Genomic DNA, 15,240 nt, shown 5'->3' on the forward strand with positions numbered 1-15,240 from the left:
TGCCTGTAAAGGTTGTGCGTTGCGGCGGGGTCAGACCGCCAGCCATTCCTGGACCACGTCCTGGCGCTCGTGCAGCTGCGCGGGCGGTCCTTCGAACACGATGCGGCCGTGGCCCATGACGCTGACGCGCGTTGATACCTTCAGCGCGATCGTCAGCTTCTGCTCCACCAGCACCACCGACACCCCGCGCTTGTGGATATCGCGGATCACGTCGGCGATCACTTCCACGATCTTCGGCGCCAGCCCTTCGGTGGGTTCGTCGATCAGCATCACCTTGGGATTGCCCAGCAGCGAGCGGCACATCGTCAGCATCTGCTGTTCGCCGCCCGACAGGTTGCCGGCCTTTGTGTTGCTGCGTTCCTTCAGGCGCGGGAAGTAGTCGAACATCTGCGCCACCGTCCAATGGGGCGCGTCGTCGCGCTTGGGCTGTTCGCCCATGCGCAGGTTTTCGTCCACGGTCAGGTTGGCGAAGACCTCGCGTTCCTCGGGCACGAAGCCCACACCGGCGCGCGCGATTTCAAAGGGGCGCTTGTTGGTGATGTCGCGCCCTTCGATGGCGATGTGCCCGCCCGTTACGTCCACCAGGCCCATGATGCTCTTCATGGTGGTTGAGCGGCCGGCGCCGTTGCGCCCCAGCAGGCTGACGACTTCGCCGCGCCCGATGGAAAGATCGATGCCGTGCAGGATGTGGCTCTTGCCGTAGTGCGCGTGCACGCCTTGCAGGCTGAGCAGGGGCGCTTGCAGTGAGGCTTGCGTCGTCATACCGTTTCCTCTCCCAGATACGCTTCGCGCACGCGGGCGTCGCCACGGATGTCGGCGGGCGTACCGGTGGCAAGAATTTCGCCGTACACCAGCACGCTGATGCGGTCGGCCAGCGAGAACACCACTTGCATGTCGTGCTCGACGATCAGCAAGGTGCAGTCCCGCGTAACGTCCTTGATCAGCTCCACCGTGTAATCGACTTCGTGTTGCGACATGCCGGCCATGGGCTCGTCCAGCAAGATGACCTTCGGGCGCGAGGCCAGCGTCATGCCGATTTCCAGCGAGCGCTGCTCGGAATAGTTCAGGTCGCCCGCGGCCGTTTGCTGCTTGGCCGTCAGCCGCACTTTTTCCAGCAGGCGGTCCACGTCTTCATTGACGGCGCGGTGCCGCGCAATGGGTCGCCAGAAGTTGTAGACCAGCCCATGCATGCGCAAGACCGCCAGGCGCAGGTTCTCGCGCACCGACAGGCGCGGAAACACGTTGGTGATCTGGAACGAGCGGGCGAGACCCAGGCGGTTGATGGCTTCGGGGGGCAAACCGCCAATGGCGCGCGAACGCAGGTTGATGTCGCCCGAGGTGGGCGCGAACGAGCCCGACATCAGGTGGAACAGGGTGGACTTGCCCGCGCCGTTGGGGCCGATGACCGCATGGCGTTCACCGGCTTCAATGGCCAGGTTCACACCGCGAATGATCTGCGCTTGGCCAAAGGACTTGCGCACGTCGGTCAGGGTCAGGATGGAATGGCTCATTTTGCGGGCTCCAGCACGGGGGCGGCATCGCCGTCGTCGCGCCACAGGGCCAGCGCCCAGCGGCACGCCAACAGGCCCACGGCGAACAAGGCCAAGGGCACCAACCAGGTAGACAAAGCCAGCGGCGCCCAGTCGTGACCGAACAGGGGGATGGCGGGCCAGCCGGCGTCCGGGTTCATGGCCAGCAGCGCGCGATAGTCGCGCGCGAACATGCGTTGCAGCAGCTCCACCAGGAAGACGGTGGCGGCGGTCAGCAGCAGGCCGGCAGCCACGGACACGACGGCGCGCGGCAGCCAGTTGGCCAGGCCGCGTTCGCGCAGCGACTTGGCGGCGCGCTGCACCAGCCCGACCAGGCCGTCCGGCACGAACAGCATCACGAGCACGAACAGAATGCCCTGGTACAGCAACCAGGAACGGGTAATGTCGGCCAGCGTTTGCGACAGAAACGTCAGCATCGCCGCGCCCAGAACCGGGCCCAGGAACGCGTTGACGCCGCCGATGTAGGCGAACAGCACCGCGTCGGTCGACAGCTTGACCTCGAACAGCACGTAGTTGCCCGCTTCGATGTTCAGCGCCTGCAAGCCGCCCGCGATGCCCGCGAACATGGCCGACAACGCAAACACCATGGTCTTGAGCGCATGCGGCCGATAGCCCAGGTAACGCAGCCGGTTGGCGTTTTCGCGCAGGCCCAGCGTCAGCCGGCCCAAGGGCGTGCGGGTCAGGCCATACAGCGCGGCCAGCGATATCAGCACCCAGGCCAGCACCAGGAAATAGACCTCGATGTCGGATCCGAAGGTGAAGCCCCAGGCCGGCATGCGCATGGCGGACACGCCCGCTTCGCCGCCGAACACGCCTTTCAAATGCGGCGCCAGGGCGTGCAGCAGTTCTGCCAGCGCCAACGTGATCATCGAAAAGTAGACGCCGGAACGCATGGTGGCGAACCAGCCCGCGACCAGGCCAAACAGCAGCCCGGCCACCCCGCCCACCAGCGGCATCAACGGCGTGGGCAACAAGCCCGCGCCGCCCAGCGCGTTCATGGCGTGAATGGTGGCAAAGGTGCCCACGCCGAAGTACGCGGCGTGGCCAAAGGACAGCATGCCGCCCTGGCCCGCCAGCAGGTTGAAGGCGCAGGCGAACAGCGCGGCGATCAACATCTGCACCGCCGCCACCAGTTGGCCGGGCGGCAGCAGCCACGGCAAGGCGCATAACGCCGCCACGCAAACGATCAGCAGCAGCGCGCCGGACGCAGTACGGGTCTGGCTCATGCCTGTTCTCCCTTCAGGCCCGACGGCTTGACCAGCAGCACCACCAGCATCAGCAGGAAGGGCAGGGTGGCGGCCAGGCTGGAAATCTTCACGGTCATCAAACCGCCCACGCTTTCGGCCCATTCGCCCGCGCCGAACAGGCCGAACAGGGACGCCAGGCTGGCGTCGATACCCACCGAGAACGAACTGATCAGGCCGATCAGCAGCGAGGCGATCATGGCGCCTTCCAGCGAACCCAGGCCGCCTACGACGACCACCACGAACACCAGCACGCCCAATTCAAGCGCCATGTTCGGGTTGGTGGTGTAGAACGCGCCGGCCACCGCGCCCGCCAGCCCGGCCATCGCCGCGCCCACGCCGAACACGCTCATGAAAACCAGCGGCACGTTGTGGCCCAGCGCTTCGGCCATGCGCGGCCGATAGATGGCCGAGCGCACGACAATGCCCACCCGAGTGCGCGACAGCAGCAGGTAGATGACGGCAAACATCGCCAGCGACACGCCGCCCATCAGCAGGCGATAGAAGGGGTAGTCCGCGTCGAACACGCGAAAGGCCGCGAAGTTCAGGAAGGGCGGCACACGGTAATCAACCGGAAAGTCGCCGTAGAACAGCTTGATGAGCTCGGCCACGATGAAGGCCAGGCCAAAGGTCACCAGCAGTTCCTGCGCGTGGCCGAACTTGTGCACGCGGCGCAGGAAAAAGCGTTCGACGCCCATGCCCAGCACGCCCGAGATGATCGTGGCCAGCACCAGCGCCGTCCAGAAGCCCGTGACGGGCGTCAGCGTGTAGGCGGCGTATGCGCCGATCATGTAGAACGAGGCGTGTGCAAAATTCAACACGCCCATCATTCCAAAAATCAGTGTCAGGCCCGCCGACACCATGAATAGCAGCAGGCCGTAAATCACGCCGTTCAACAGCGAGACGGTAAAGTATTCCATGTCCGCTCCATAATTCTTTCGCGTTCAAGCCCGTGGCTTGCGCGATCCATTGCGCACCTTGTTTTTCCGGCCCGCGCCGGCGGTGCGCTTTTTTGTCAGGCGACGAACAAGGCGGGCGCGCAGGTCGCGCGCCGCCTTGCCGGGCGTCTTATTGCGGACGCTGCATCTTGCAGGTGGCCTGCACCGGGGCGGACACATCCGCCGCCGCCAGCACCTTCACCGGTTCAAAGCCCATGTCAGTGCCGTCGGCTTTGTACTTGGCGTTCTTGCTGACCTTGGACACCACCATCGGCAGCTGCACCTGGTGGTCTTCGGCGCGCATCGTGTAGGTGCCCAGCGCAGACGTGTAGGTGACCTTTTCCAGCGCCAGCGCCAGGTCCGGCACGGACAGCTTGCCGTCCTTGGGCTTGACCTGCTTTAGCGCTTCGCCCAGGAAGCGCACGCCGATAACGGTCTGCGGTTCGGTGTAGCTGGGGTAGTGGCCGGTCTTGGACTTGTAGTCCTCGGCAAACTTGGCGCCTTCGTCGCCGGCGGCTTCGATGTTGTACGGGTGCGCGATGTAGTGGCCCAGGGCCACGTCGCCGGCGTTGGCCAGGTTGCCCACCTGGTCCAGGAACACGGTGGCAAAGCGCACCTTCAGCCCGGCGGACTGCGTGGCCTTCATCAACAACAGCAGGTCGTTGGACCAGTTGCCGGTGATGACGGTGTCGGGCGTGGCCGAGCGGATGCGCGCCACATAGGGCGCGAAGTCCTGGATCTTGTTGACTTCGTGCAGCGTCTTGCCCACCACTTCATAGCCGTACTGCTTGGCAAAGCGCTCGGTGGCGCCTTCCATGTCCTGGCCCCAGGAATAGTTCTGGTTGATGGCGTACACGCGCTTGCCCAGCGTGCCGTCGGCCGACATCACCGACGCCAGCGACTTCACGCGCAAATCGGCGTTGGTGGTGAAACGGAAGTGGTAGAAGTGGCACTTCTGGCCGGTCAGTTCCAGCGCTTCGCCGCCCACGTTCAAGAAGACGACTTCCTTGCCCGGGTTGCGCAGGTTGTGCTTGCGCACGTCTTCGGTCAGCTGGCCGGAAATGGCGGACGACGAGCCCTGCACCAGCACCTGCACGCCTTCGGCGGCGGCCGCGCGGAAACGGTCGGACGCGCCCACCGGGCCGCCCTGGTTGTCGAACTCGACCAATTCCAGCGGTTGGCCATTCCAGCCGCCGGCGGCGTTGATGCGGTCCAGTTCATATTTGACCGCGGCCCGGAACATCAGGCCGGTCGAGGCCTGCGGGCCCGACAGCGTCTCGATCAGGCCGACCTTGACGGGTGCGGCGTGCGCCGATGCGGCGATGCCGGCCAGGCACAGCAGGCCGGTGGTAAAAGCCAATTTCATGCGTGTCTCCTCCGTGGAACGGGAGTGGTGTGTGCGTACGTAAAGATGCGTGCGACCGCCCTAGCAAGCGCGCTTGGTGGCGCCTATTCCATGGCCGTGAACGCGCAAATCGGGGAAGGGGATATCGCAAGATGGGGACGAACACCGTCGTGCTGCCGGGGGTGTCCGCCCTGTTGTCTCCGTCCTGTTTTTGCGGCGCTTCGGCCTTTGTTTTTTCTGACTGGCTTGCCTGAAAACGCGACTTGATTTACGCTTTCCGGACAAGTTGTCAGGTAACTTTATTAAGTTGTCTGATAAATAATAGGGCAAGCGTTTTTCTCGTGTCAAGCGGCGGATTCATGAGTCCAATCGCAGGGCCGTGGCGGCCGGGACACAAGGCGCGCCCACTTACACATGTTGGAGACAGGATGATTTCATTTGAAGGGCAGGTGGCCGCGATCACGGGCGCGGGCAATGGCATTGGCCTGGCGACGGCGCGCCTGATGGCCGCCCATGGCGCCCGGCTGGTGTTGACGGATATCGACGGCGCGCGGTTGGAAGAGATCGCGGCCGAGCTGGACCCGACGGGCCAACGTGTCTACACGCATGCGCTGGATGTGTCGGTGTCGCATGAATGCGAGCGCGTGTTCGAAGCGGCGGCCAAGCACTTTGGCGGGCTGGACCACTTGGTGCATTGCGCCGGCATCTATCCCGAGCAGCTGGTCAAGGACACCAGCGACGAGGCGTGGCGCACGCTGATGCGCGTGAACCTGGACGGCACGTTCTACGTATGCCGCGCCGCCCAGCGCCACCTGCGCCACAACGGGTCCATCGTGCTGCTGACCTCGTTGGCGGCGCAGCGCGGCAGCTACGCGCACGCGGCCTATTCCGCGTCCAAGGGCGCGGTGCAGAGCTTCACGCGCAGCCTGGCGCTGGAACTGGCGCCGCAGATCCGCGTGAATGCGGTGGCCCCAGGCATCATCGCCACGTCCATGACGCACGACCTGATTGGCCAGAAGGGCACGCATCTGCTGGAAAGCACGCCGCTGCGCCGCTTCGGCACCGCCGAGGAAATTGCCGGATCGATCGCGTTCCTGTGTTCGCCGCTGGCCGGTTTCGTGACGGGCGAAGTCATGCAGGTCAACGGCGGCATCTACATCGCTTAAAGTGAAGGACGCCGCCATCACCTTTTCCCGATTTCCCATGTCGACGAATCACGATCAGGACACGCCGCGCAACCCGCCCAAGAGCTCGCTTTCCGCCGCCTTGGGAGATGCATTGGCTGAACAGATACGCCAGGGAGTGCTAGCCCCGGGTGACCGCCTGCCCACCGAAAAGCAGCTGACCGAAACCTATTCGGTCAGCCGCGCCGTGGTGCGCGAGGCCTTGGCGCGCTTGAAGTCCGAAGGCTTGATCACGTCGCAGCAAGGCAGCGGCGTGTTCGTGGACCCCAACTTCCAGCGCAACGCGTTTCGCATCGCCGCGCCCACGCCCGGCGACACCGAAGACCTGGAACACATCCTGGAATTGATGCTGTCCATCGAGGTCACCGCCGCGCGCTACGCGGCGCAGCGGCGCACGGATCAAGACCTGAAGAAGATGCGCCAGGCGTTGGTCGGCATGGAATACGCGCTGATCAACGACAAGCTGGGCGACGAAGAGGACTACCAGTTTCACCAGGCCATCGTGCAGGCCACGCACAACCCGCATCTGGTGTCCCTCAATGATTATCTGGAAGCCAATGTGCGGCGCGTGATCCGCAGCGCGCGTAACAACACGGCGCGCCGTTATGCCGAACGGATGGCCGCTGTGCAAAGCGAGCATCAGGCCATTTTCGTGGCCATCGAAGGCTCGGACCCCGACGCCGCCGGCCGCGCCGCCGAACAGCATCTGCGCAACGCGGCGGACCGGCTGCGTTTATTCCAGGCCGAGCGCCCCGCGCCGGTGTAAGCGGCGGGGCGGTTACGGGCAACGGCGCCGGCTTCGCCCGTTTCGGGCCACACTTTTCGGCCGCTACTACGCGAAGGTCTGCTCCATTTCGCGCCGGAACTGCACCGCCGTCGACCGCTCGTCATATTCCACGTCGCGCCAGCGTATTGCCTGCGACTGGCGCACCGGGTGCTTGAGCTTGACCTGATGCGACAAGCCCAGCGGCAGATAGCCTTCTTCGACGGAATCGCGCGCCGGCATCAGCCGGCCATACACCGTGTAGCCGCCTTCGCCGTCCAGGATCTGGCCGGCCTGCAAGTCGCGCTTGGCGGTGGCCACCACGTCGCCGTGCCAGCCGGCGGGCGCGCCCGTGGGTTCGCGCCGCAAGCCCACGCTGGCCACGCTGATGCCAAGCTCAAGACCGATCAGGTGATAAGGCTTGTACATGGCGGTGTAGTTGCCGCTGGGGTCGGTGACCAGGCCGTATTCCTGGAAGCAGCGGCGCACGTAGTCGCTGTCGGCCGCCAGCGTCACGTACACGCCCCAGCGCAGGTCGCGAAACACCGGGCGGCCGTCGCGTTCCAGCGATGAAATGACTTCCACCTGGCCGCGGTGATGCAGAATGCCGCCGTCCTCGCGCGGGCGCAGCACCCGTGCCAGATCGTCCACGCCGCACGGCGGAAAGTGCAGGCCGGACGGTGACGGCAACAGGCCCGTGGCGTTGGACACCGCCGCCATCTCGATGGCGCTTTTGGTGCCGTCCAGAAAGCTGTTGAACATCTGCGCGTTGAAGTCGCCGGCGGCCACCATTTCGGCGGTGAAGCCGTAGTACGGCCAGACGGTGTCGGGTGTCGACGTGTGGAACTCCGGCAGGTACTTGGTGCCCTTGCCCGCCGCCATGACTTCAAAGCCCGAGGCACGCGCCCAGTCCACCATTTCGCAGATCAGCGCGGGCTGATCGCCATAGGCCAGCGAATAGACGATGCCCGCCTCGCGCGCGCGGCGCGCCAGCAGCGGGCCGGCCAGGGCGTCGGCTTCGACGTTGACCATGATGATGTGCTTGCCGTATTCGCAGCAGGCCAGCACGTGGGTGATGCCGGCGGCGGCCTGCCCGGTGGCGTCGATGACGATGTCGACCTCGGGGCTGGCGATAACCGCCAGCGGGTCGTCGCTGAAGAAGACCTTGCCGTTTTTCAGGGCGTCATTGGTGCTGGCGGCGTTCAGCGCCGTGGCCGGCCAGCCCACCCGCGTCAGCGCCGCCCGGGCGCGGTCGGGCGCCAGGTCCGCCACCGCCACCAGCCGCATCCCCGGCGTGCGTGGGGCCTGGCTCATGAACATGGCGCCGAACTTTCCGGCGCCCAGCAATGCAACACGCAAAGGCTTGTGATCGGCTTCTCGTTGCTTGAGCAGACGGTACAGATTCATGGTGCGGGCTCCTCCGGGGTGGGGGTACAGCCAACACAGAATAGTCCTAAATCATGACGGCTGAACAGCAGCCGCCCGGACTCATTCGTCCGCCGTATAGAGCTCACCGGCCAGCACGTTGCGCCAGTTTTTCCAGGTGATGCGGGGGCGGTCGGTGACCTGGCGGTTATAGGGCGCGTCAAACAGAATGTGCTTCCAGCGCGGCTTCACGGCGCCTTCGATATGCGGCTTGTCGTCGATCAGCAGGTCGCCGTGCACCAGCGTCTTGTCCTTGGTCAGGATCAGCCGGGCGGTGGCGTCGCGCCCCAGGTTCTTTTCCACCCACAAGTACTTTTCCGCCACGCAGTTTTCAAACTGCGACAGCGGCGACGAGCAGATGCGCACGTCCATGCCCAAGGCCAGCAGTTCTTGCACGGCTTGCAGCGCGCCGGGCACGGGCGGCAGGTTGCGGATGAAGCCGGGCGCCGTATAGATGGCTTCGGCCATGCCGCGAAGTTCGGGTGGATAGTCTTCGCGGATGTGGAAGGACTTGCGGTCTTCGAATTCAATGGGGGCGATATCGGGATGGCGCACGCGCCAGGCGTCGATGAACGCGTGTTCGAAATCGGCCAGCACGCCGTCTTGGTCCAGCAGGATGATCATGGCGATCCCAGGGGTTGCAACCCAGCGATTGTGCCAGAGCGCGGCTACGCGTCCAGCGGCCGGGATTGGGCAACGATCCGGTAACGGCTGCCGCCCGACAGGGACTCCGACGCCACCAGCACCAGGCGGTCATAGCGCCAGATCAGCGGTGTCCGGACGCCGTCAGCGGCGTTGTCGGGTGGGCGCGGAGGCGGCTCCGCGCGTTCGATGTTGCGCAGCAGCGTGACGTGAGGGCGAAAGGGTTGGGGCGGCTTGGCAAGGCCGTATCCCGCCAGCCGTTGCCAAAGACCGTCGTGCACCGCTTGCAGCGCGGGCGGCGTGTCACGCGGCCCGGCCCACAGAATGCGCGGGCGCTGAAAGACGCCCAGGTGGTCCAGCGGCACCTCGCCCGGCGCGATGCAATAGGCGGGCGTGGCGGCCGCCAACTCGTCGGCCAATTGCGCCTCGACCGGGCCCAGAAACGCCAGGGTCAGATGCAGCGTTTCGGTGCGCATGATGCGCCCGCCGCTAGCGGGGCGGGCAGCTTGTGCCCACTGGGCCAGCGATGCTGCCAGTTGCGGTGACGGCCACAGGGCGTAGAAAAGGCGGACGGTGGACATGCGCCGATTGTAGGCGCGCCGTCTGCGGTCTGCTGTCTGCCGTTCGCCGTCCGACCTGCGCCGTCCAACCTGCGCCGAGCGCCCCTCGCCCCGCGCTTTCGGACGGGCGTCGGGCGGCCGGTCAGCTGCCGGTGTTTTCCGACTTGCGCAGGCGTGACAGCGCGGTGTCGAAGCGTTCGACGCCCGGGCGCGCAGGGCGGTCAAAACGTTCCACGCCGGGTCGCGCCGGCTTGTCGAATCGTTCCACCCCCGGTCGGGCGGGCGCATCGAAGCGCTCGACGCCTGGGCGGTTGAAGCGTTCCACGCGTTGCGGGGTTTGCGTCTTGGCTTGCACGCTTTGGGCGGCGGCCTGTTCGCGCTTGGCGATGATTTCTTCGGCGCGCTGGTGGTGCGGCGCCATCTTGCGCACCATCACGCGGCCATCGCGGGGAAAGTAATTGATGCGACGCGCGTGCACGTCGCCCAGGTCCTTGCCCTTGACCGGAATGCCTTCCATCTTCAGATAGTTCAAGACGAAGATGGCGTTGCGTTCGCCGATGTTCATCTGCTGCATGGCGCTAAGCACCGCGCCGCCGCCGAACACCTTGGCTTCCAGTCGGTCGCGCGAGGCGCCGGCCTTGAGCAATTCGTTGATCAGCACTTCCATGGCGAACGCGCCGTAGCGCATCGTCGCCGAGGCGGGCGACTGCATGTCGCCTTCCGGCAACATGAAGTGGTTCATGCCGCCCACGCCGGTAACCGGATCGTGAATACAGGCGGCAACACACGACCCGAGTACGGTCGAAATCATCAGGTCTTCGTCGGTGACGTAGTACTCGTTGGGGAGTACCTTCACCGCCTGACACTGGAACGCGCTATCGAAATAGTGGCGCGTTGCACGGGCTTCAAGACGGGCGACCATGGGACTTATCAGGCAAGAACGGCGATTGGGACACGAAGGACGGTGCTCGGCAAAACGTTGAATGTTTCAAAAAGTATAGAAAAATTTCGCTTTATTCTTACATATCCCGCGAGACAACGGGGGAAATGCTTGTAACGGCGGCGAACGATACGTCCCTGATTCATAACGCGCTTTGCCTCCATGGCGGCGACCCGCCACGACGCGAATGACGCCGCGGCGCGGGCGGGCGTCAGCAACGACGCCTGGAAATCATCGTACACAGGCGCGCGCGCGGTCTTTCCCCGGATCACGGGGACGTTCCGGCTTTATACGTAGCTTTAGAGATTGGGCAGGGCGGTTTTAGAACCGGGTGCTGCGCGTGACCGACCAGCGCGCCGACAAGGCGCCCAGCGCGGCCGATGCCACCACGGCAGCCACCAGCACCGGCGTGCCGGGCAGGTGCAGCGCGAACTCGGCGCCGTAGCTGCGGGCCAGCCCCAGCAGCGCCTCGTTCAAGGGCGACAGGGCGATGGCGGACACCCCGATCGCCAGCAGCGACGCCACGGCGCCGGACAGTGCGCCCAGGTACAGGAACGGACGCCGCACGAAGGATTCCGTGGCCCCAACCAGCCGGGCGACGGCGATTTCCTCGCGTTGCGACAGCGCTTGCATGCGCACGGTGTTGAACACCGTGGCCAGCACCACCACGGCCACGCAGGCGGCCAGGAAGCCCAGGCCGATACGGGCAAAGCGCAGAATGGCCTCCAGCCGCTGCACCCAGGCGCTGTCAAGCTGCACCAGGTCAACGTGGTTCCATTGCTTCCAGTCGGCGGCCAGTTTGTCGGCGCGCCCGGCCAGGTTGTCGCCATCGGCCAGCGTGACGACCACGGCGTCCGGCAGCGGGTTGCCGGGCAGGACCGCCAGCGCCTGCTGCCACGCCGGGTTGGCGCGCAGGTCCGCAAGGGCGGCGTCGCGCCCCACCACGCGCACCGCGCGCACGTCGTTCTGGTAATCGTCCTTGATGCGCTTGGCCACATCGGCGGCCGCGCCGGCGGGGGCGTCCACGCGCATGAACACGGTGACTTCGGGCGTGACGGACATTTCGCGCGCCACCGGTTGCACCGACACCAGGATGGCGCTGCCCAGCAGGGGCAGGGCCAGCGCCAGCGCCATCACCAGCAGGTTGGCCAAGGACGAAAATGGTTGTTTGGCCAGGCGGCGCACGGTAACCATCAACGCATAGCGGTGTTGCCGCAGCCAGGCGTTCATGCCGGTTCTCCCGGAAAGCCCATGCCCGGTTCGGCGCGGCTGCCGGTGCGCGGCGTGGCGGCGGCGGGTTGCCCGGCGTCGGGCGGTTGCGACGGGCCGTGCGAATCGGCGAACTTGCCCGGGTCAATGCGCAGCGTGCGCGTGGCGTAGCGCGCCATCAGTTCCTGGTCGTGCGAAGCGATCAGCGTCGTGACGCCCACGCGGTTGAAATCGCGGAACACGTTCATGATGCGCTGCGCGTTGTCATGGTCAAGGTTGGCGGTGGGTTCGTCGGCGATCAGGATGGCGGGCCGGTTCACGATGGCCCGCGCAATCGCCAGGCGCTGCTGTTCGCCGCCGGACAATTCAATGGGGTTCAGGTCTTCTTTACCCGACAGGCCCACCTTGTCCAGCGCGGCGCGGGCGCGCGCGGCGGCCGAATCCCAGGGGTGGCCCTGCACCGCCAGCGGCAGCATCACGTTTTCGAACGCGCTGCGATCGAACAACAGGTGCGTGTCCTGCAAGATGACGCCCACGGCGCGGCGCAGGTAAGGGCGCGCGCGGGCAGGCAGCTTGTCCAGCCGTTGTCCGTTGACCTGGATGGACCCGCGGCTGGCGGGCTCCAACCCGCCGATCAACTTGAGCAGCGTGGATTTGCCGGCGCCTGACGGCCCGGATACGAAAACGAATTCTCCCGCGCTTACGCGGAAGTTGATGTCGGCCAGGATATTTCGGCCGCGACCATATGATTTGAATACGTGCTGGAATTCGATCATGGCGGCTGTCGGATGAAGCCGCAATAGTAACTCGGGGACAGGATCGGGGCGTAAGGCGTTTCGTGCCCGGGCTGTGAAAAAGCGTTTCGGTGTGACCGGATGGACACGTTTTGAGCAGAACGAAACAAACGCATCTTCGGACCCCACGCAATCGAAAAAAGGCGTCCCCGTTTTCGAACGAAAACGCCGATTGATTTCGCCAGTGTCCCTAAATTTCAAGGGAATTCCCGGATGTGCCGGCCGCTGCGTGGACGCTACCATCCGCCCCATGCGTCGGCCCAACCCGGTCGAGGCAAGGCTCGATTTGTCCCACACGGAGATCACGATGAAAGTACTGAAACTCGCTGCAATTGGCGCGGCACTGTTTGCCGCATCCACGGCTGCCAATGCGGGCGCGACCTTCGATAACGTTAAAAAGAAAGGGTTTGTCCAATGCGGGGTTTCAACGGGCATTCCGGGTTTCTCGATTGCTGACAGCAAGGGCGAGTACAAGGGCATCGACGTGGACCTGTGCCGCGCCATCGCCTCGACCATGTTTGGCGACGCCACCAAGGTCAAGTTCACGCCCCTGAACACGCAGCAACGCTTCACCGCGCTGCAATCCGGCGAAGTCGACGTGCTGACCCGCAACACCACCGTGACGCTGACCCGCGACACGACGCTGGGCCTGATCGGCGTGGGCGTGAACTACTACGACTCGCAAGGCGTCATGGTCTCGAAGGATCTGAACGTCAAGAGCGCCAAGGAACTGAACGGCGCCACGATCTGCGTGCAACCGGGCACGACCACCGAACTGAACCTGGCTGACTGGTTCCGCGGCCAGAAGATCGAATTCAAGCCGGTTGTGATCGACAAGTACGACGAAATCATCCGCGCCTTCTCGGCCGGCCGCTGCGACGCCTTCACGACCGACAAGTCGCAACTGGCTTCGACGCGCACCACGCTCGAGAACCCGGACAAGTACGTCATCCTGCCGGAAGACTTCTCCAAGGAGCCGCTGGGCCCCATGGTCCGCCAGGGCGACGAGCAATGGTTCAACATCGTGCGCTGGTCGCTGAACGCCATGCTGGAAGCAGAGGAATACGGCATCACCAAGGCCAACGTCGATGAAATGACCAAGAGCCCCAACCCCAACATCCAGCGCATCCTGGGCGTGACCCCGGGCATGGGCAAGAACCTGGGCGTGGACGATAAGTGGGCCTACAACATCATCAAGAACGTGGGCAACTACGGTGAAAGCTTCGAAAACACGCTGGGCAAGAACAGCGCGATGAAGCTGGAGCGTGGTTTGAACGCGTCGTACAAGCAAGGCGGTTTGATGTACGGCTGGCCGGTGCGCTAACACACGGCTGCCCGGCAAAACGGAGCCTTAGCGCTCCGTTTTGCCTAGCCCGCCACCGAGCGGGCGGCAGGAGTGGGGGGCGTGGCCTTGCCGGCGTTGCCACCCGGTGTACGACTTCTGTAGATTCATCATGACGACTTCCAATAGAAACGCCCCAATTTCGGCTCCTCGCCGGCGGCTGAACTGGAATGACCCCGGAGTGCGCTCCGTGGTCTACCAGGTGCTTGCGCTGGCCGCGGTAGCCTGGGCCGTGTGGTTCCTGGTTTCCAACACGCTGCATAACCTGTCCGTGCGCAACATCGCCACGGGCTTCGGTTTTCTAAGCCGTGAAGCCGGGTTTGCGATCGGTGAAACCGCCATCGCCTACACCCCCGCCAATGATTACGGCCGCGCCATCCTGGTCGGCCTGCTCAACACGCTACGCGTTGCCGTCATCGGCATCGTGCTGGCCACCATCCTTGGTACCCTGATCGGTATCGGCCGCTTGTCCAAGAACTGGCTCGTCGCCAAGATCACCTCGGTTTACGTCGAAGTGATGCGCAACGTGCCGCTCTTGCTGCAACTGTTCTTCTGGTACGCGCTGATCACGGAAAACATGCCGGGCCCGCGCCAGGCGCACAACCCGCTTCCCGGCGTGTTCATCTCCAACCGGGGCCTGAAAGTGCCCGGGCTGGAAGGCAACTCGCTGGACTGGATGCTGGCGGGCCTGGGCCTTGCCATCGTCGCGATCATCTTTCTTGGCCACTACGGCAAGAAGCGCCACGAAGCCACCGGCCACATGTTCCCGCTGGGCCGCTGGGCCATCGGTTTGCTTATCGGCCTGCCGTTCATCGGCTGGCTGGTCAGCGGCGCGTCCCTGACGCTGGACATGCCGGAACTCAAGGGCTTTAACTTCTCGGGCGGCTTGACGCTGTCGCCGGAATTCGCCGCATTGCTGGCGGGCCTGGTGATCTATACGTCGGCGTTCATTGCCGAAGTGGTGCGCTCGGGCATCCAGGCCGTCAACAACGGCCAATGGGAAGCCGCCGGTTCGCTGGGCTTGCCGCGCGCCAAGGTGCTGCGCCTGGTCATCCTGCCGCAGGCACTGCGCGTGATCATCCCCCCGATGACCAGCCAGTACCTGAACCTGACCAAGAACAGCTCGCTGGCGGTCGCCATCGGCTACCCCGACATCGTGTCGGTCGTGAACACCACGCTGAACCAGACGGGCCAGGCCATCGAGGGCATTCTCATCATCATGGGCGCGTACCTGACGGTCAGCCTGTCGATCTCGATATTCATGAACTGGTACAACAAGCGCATCGCGCTGGTGGAGCGTTGAG

The 15,240-nt window shown here is 64.8% G+C and carries 15 protein-coding genes; 4 read left to right on the forward strand and 11 right to left on the reverse strand.

The window, feature by feature from the left end; genetic code table 11:
* Positions 1-30: 30 nt before the first annotated feature.
* The 5 genes from V6F88_RS12935 to V6F88_RS12955 all read right to left on the reverse strand — a co-directional run bounded on the left by V6F88_RS12935 (position 31) and on the right by V6F88_RS12955 (position 5,098).
* On the reverse strand, positions 31-762 hold the full coding sequence (locus V6F88_RS12935) for an ABC transporter ATP-binding protein (protein ID WP_332609937.1): 732 nt from the start codon (positions 760-762) through the stop codon (positions 31-33).
* Positions 759-1,511 (reverse strand): ABC transporter ATP-binding protein, encoded by a 753-nt coding sequence (locus tag V6F88_RS12940; RefSeq protein WP_332609939.1) that lies wholly within the window; start codon positions 1,509-1,511, stop codon positions 759-761. Before V6F88_RS12940 ends, V6F88_RS12935 begins: the two co-directional genes overlap by 4 nt.
* On the reverse strand, positions 1,508-2,776 hold the full coding sequence (locus V6F88_RS12945; RefSeq protein WP_332609941.1) for a branched-chain amino acid ABC transporter permease: 1,269 nt from the start codon (positions 2,774-2,776) through the stop codon (positions 1,508-1,510). Before V6F88_RS12945 ends, V6F88_RS12940 begins: the two co-directional genes overlap by 4 nt.
* Positions 2,773-3,714 (reverse strand): branched-chain amino acid ABC transporter permease, encoded by a 942-nt coding sequence (locus V6F88_RS12950; RefSeq protein WP_319302296.1) that lies wholly within the window; start codon positions 3,712-3,714, stop codon positions 2,773-2,775. Before V6F88_RS12950 ends, V6F88_RS12945 begins: the two co-directional genes overlap by 4 nt.
* Before the next feature lie 148 nt (positions 3,715-3,862).
* Positions 3,863-5,098, reverse strand: a complete 1,236-nt coding sequence (locus tag V6F88_RS12955; RefSeq protein WP_219991281.1) for a branched-chain amino acid ABC transporter substrate-binding protein — start codon at positions 5,096-5,098, stop codon at positions 3,863-3,865.
* A 407-nt stretch (positions 5,099-5,505) separates the two neighbouring features.
* Here V6F88_RS12955 and V6F88_RS12960 point away from each other — a divergent pair, with 407 nt between their 5' ends.
* Positions 5,506-6,243, forward strand: coding sequence for an SDR family NAD(P)-dependent oxidoreductase (locus V6F88_RS12960; protein ID WP_046803282.1), 738 nt, complete (start codon positions 5,506-5,508; stop codon positions 6,241-6,243).
* 37 nt (positions 6,244-6,280) lie between these two features.
* The gene (locus tag V6F88_RS12965) at positions 6,281-7,027 is read left to right on the forward strand and encodes a FadR/GntR family transcriptional regulator (RefSeq protein ID WP_046803355.1); all 747 of its coding nucleotides are present in this window, start codon (positions 6,281-6,283) and stop codon (positions 7,025-7,027) included.
* A gap of 66 nt (positions 7,028-7,093) precedes the next feature.
* On the opposite strand, the gene V6F88_RS12970 is transcribed toward V6F88_RS12965, so the two are convergent.
* The 6 genes from V6F88_RS12970 to V6F88_RS12995 all read right to left on the reverse strand — a co-directional run bounded on the left by V6F88_RS12970 (position 7,094) and on the right by V6F88_RS12995 (position 12,576).
* Complete coding sequence (locus V6F88_RS12970; protein WP_332609947.1) at positions 7,094-8,431, reverse strand: NAD(P)H-dependent oxidoreductase; 1,338 nt, start codon at positions 8,429-8,431, stop codon at positions 7,094-7,096.
* Between the two features lie 81 nt (positions 8,432-8,512).
* A complete protein-coding gene (locus tag V6F88_RS12975; protein WP_332609949.1) occupies positions 8,513-9,073 on the reverse strand; it encodes a 5'-3'-deoxyribonucleotidase in 561 nt (186 codons plus the stop codon).
* Positions 9,074-9,117: 44 nt separating this feature from the next.
* On the reverse strand, positions 9,118-9,672 hold the full coding sequence (thpR, locus tag V6F88_RS12980) for an RNA 2',3'-cyclic phosphodiesterase (RefSeq protein ID WP_332609950.1): 555 nt from the start codon (positions 9,670-9,672) through the stop codon (positions 9,118-9,120).
* Between the two features lie 121 nt (positions 9,673-9,793).
* Entirely contained in the window at positions 9,794-10,573 is a 780-nt protein-coding gene (gene cheD, locus V6F88_RS12985; protein WP_332609951.1) for a chemoreceptor glutamine deamidase CheD, read from the reverse strand.
* Between the two features lie 339 nt (positions 10,574-10,912).
* Positions 10,913-11,821: a cell division protein FtsX gene (locus V6F88_RS12990; protein ID WP_332609952.1), complete on the reverse strand. Its 909-nt coding sequence runs from the start codon at positions 11,819-11,821 to the stop codon at positions 10,913-10,915.
* Entirely contained in the window at positions 11,818-12,576 is a 759-nt protein-coding gene (locus V6F88_RS12995) for a cell division ATP-binding protein FtsE (RefSeq protein WP_104141708.1), read from the reverse strand. The genes V6F88_RS12990 and V6F88_RS12995 overlap by 4 nt, the downstream gene beginning before the upstream one ends.
* 325 nt (positions 12,577-12,901) lie before the next feature.
* On the opposite strand from V6F88_RS12995, the gene V6F88_RS13000 reads away from it, so the two are divergent.
* On the forward strand, positions 12,902-13,918 hold the full coding sequence (locus tag V6F88_RS13000; RefSeq protein WP_332609954.1) for an amino acid ABC transporter substrate-binding protein: 1,017 nt from the start codon (positions 12,902-12,904) through the stop codon (positions 13,916-13,918).
* A gap of 130 nt (positions 13,919-14,048) precedes the next feature.
* A complete protein-coding gene (locus V6F88_RS13005; RefSeq protein WP_332609956.1) occupies positions 14,049-15,239 on the forward strand; it encodes an amino acid ABC transporter permease in 1,191 nt (396 codons plus the stop codon).
* Position 15,240 lies beyond the last annotated feature (1 nt).

It is taken from the genome of Achromobacter sp. ESBL13, from assembly GCF_036668755.1.
Classification (GTDB): Bacteria; Pseudomonadota; Gammaproteobacteria; order Burkholderiales; family Burkholderiaceae_B; genus Achromobacter.

What these genes read in the sequence shown, in the direction of transcription:
- V6F88_RS12995 (WP_104141708.1), bottom strand. Translation starts at nt 12,576, where the DNA reads ATGATCGAATTCCAGCACGTATTCAAATCATATGGTCGCGGCCGAAAT.
- V6F88_RS13000 (WP_332609954.1), top strand. Translation starts at nt 12,902, where the DNA reads ATGAAAGTACTGAAACTCGCTGCAATTGGCGCGGCACTGTTTGCCGCA.
- thpR (WP_332609950.1), bottom strand. Translation starts at nt 9,672, where the DNA reads ATGTCCACCGTCCGCCTTTTCTACGCCCTGTGGCCGTCACCGCAACTG.
- V6F88_RS13005 (WP_332609956.1), top strand. Translation starts at nt 14,049, where the DNA reads ATGACGACTTCCAATAGAAACGCCCCAATTTCGGCTCCTCGCCGGCGG.
- V6F88_RS12935 (WP_332609937.1), bottom strand. Translation starts at nt 762, where the DNA reads ATGACGACGCAAGCCTCACTGCAAGCGCCCCTGCTCAGCCTGCAAGGC.
- V6F88_RS12940 (WP_332609939.1), bottom strand. Translation starts at nt 1,511, where the DNA reads ATGAGCCATTCCATCCTGACCCTGACCGACGTGCGCAAGTCCTTTGGC.
- V6F88_RS12950 (WP_319302296.1), bottom strand. Translation starts at nt 3,714, where the DNA reads ATGGAATACTTTACCGTCTCGCTGTTGAACGGCGTGATTTACGGCCTG.
- V6F88_RS12945 (WP_332609941.1), bottom strand. Translation starts at nt 2,776, where the DNA reads ATGAGCCAGACCCGTACTGCGTCCGGCGCGCTGCTGCTGATCGTTTGC.
- V6F88_RS12975 (WP_332609949.1), bottom strand. Translation starts at nt 9,073, where the DNA reads ATGATCATCCTGCTGGACCAAGACGGCGTGCTGGCCGATTTCGAACAC.
- cheD (WP_332609951.1), bottom strand. Translation starts at nt 10,573, where the DNA reads ATGGTCGCCCGTCTTGAAGCCCGTGCAACGCGCCACTATTTCGATAGC.
- V6F88_RS12960 (WP_046803282.1), top strand. Translation starts at nt 5,506, where the DNA reads ATGATTTCATTTGAAGGGCAGGTGGCCGCGATCACGGGCGCGGGCAAT.
- V6F88_RS12965 (WP_046803355.1), top strand. Translation starts at nt 6,281, where the DNA reads ATGTCGACGAATCACGATCAGGACACGCCGCGCAACCCGCCCAAGAGC.
- V6F88_RS12970 (WP_332609947.1), bottom strand. Translation starts at nt 8,431, where the DNA reads ATGAATCTGTACCGTCTGCTCAAGCAACGAGAAGCCGATCACAAGCCT.
- V6F88_RS12990 (WP_332609952.1), bottom strand. Translation starts at nt 11,821, where the DNA reads ATGAACGCCTGGCTGCGGCAACACCGCTATGCGTTGATGGTTACCGTG.
- V6F88_RS12955 (WP_219991281.1), bottom strand. Translation starts at nt 5,098, where the DNA reads ATGAAATTGGCTTTTACCACCGGCCTGCTGTGCCTGGCCGGCATCGCC.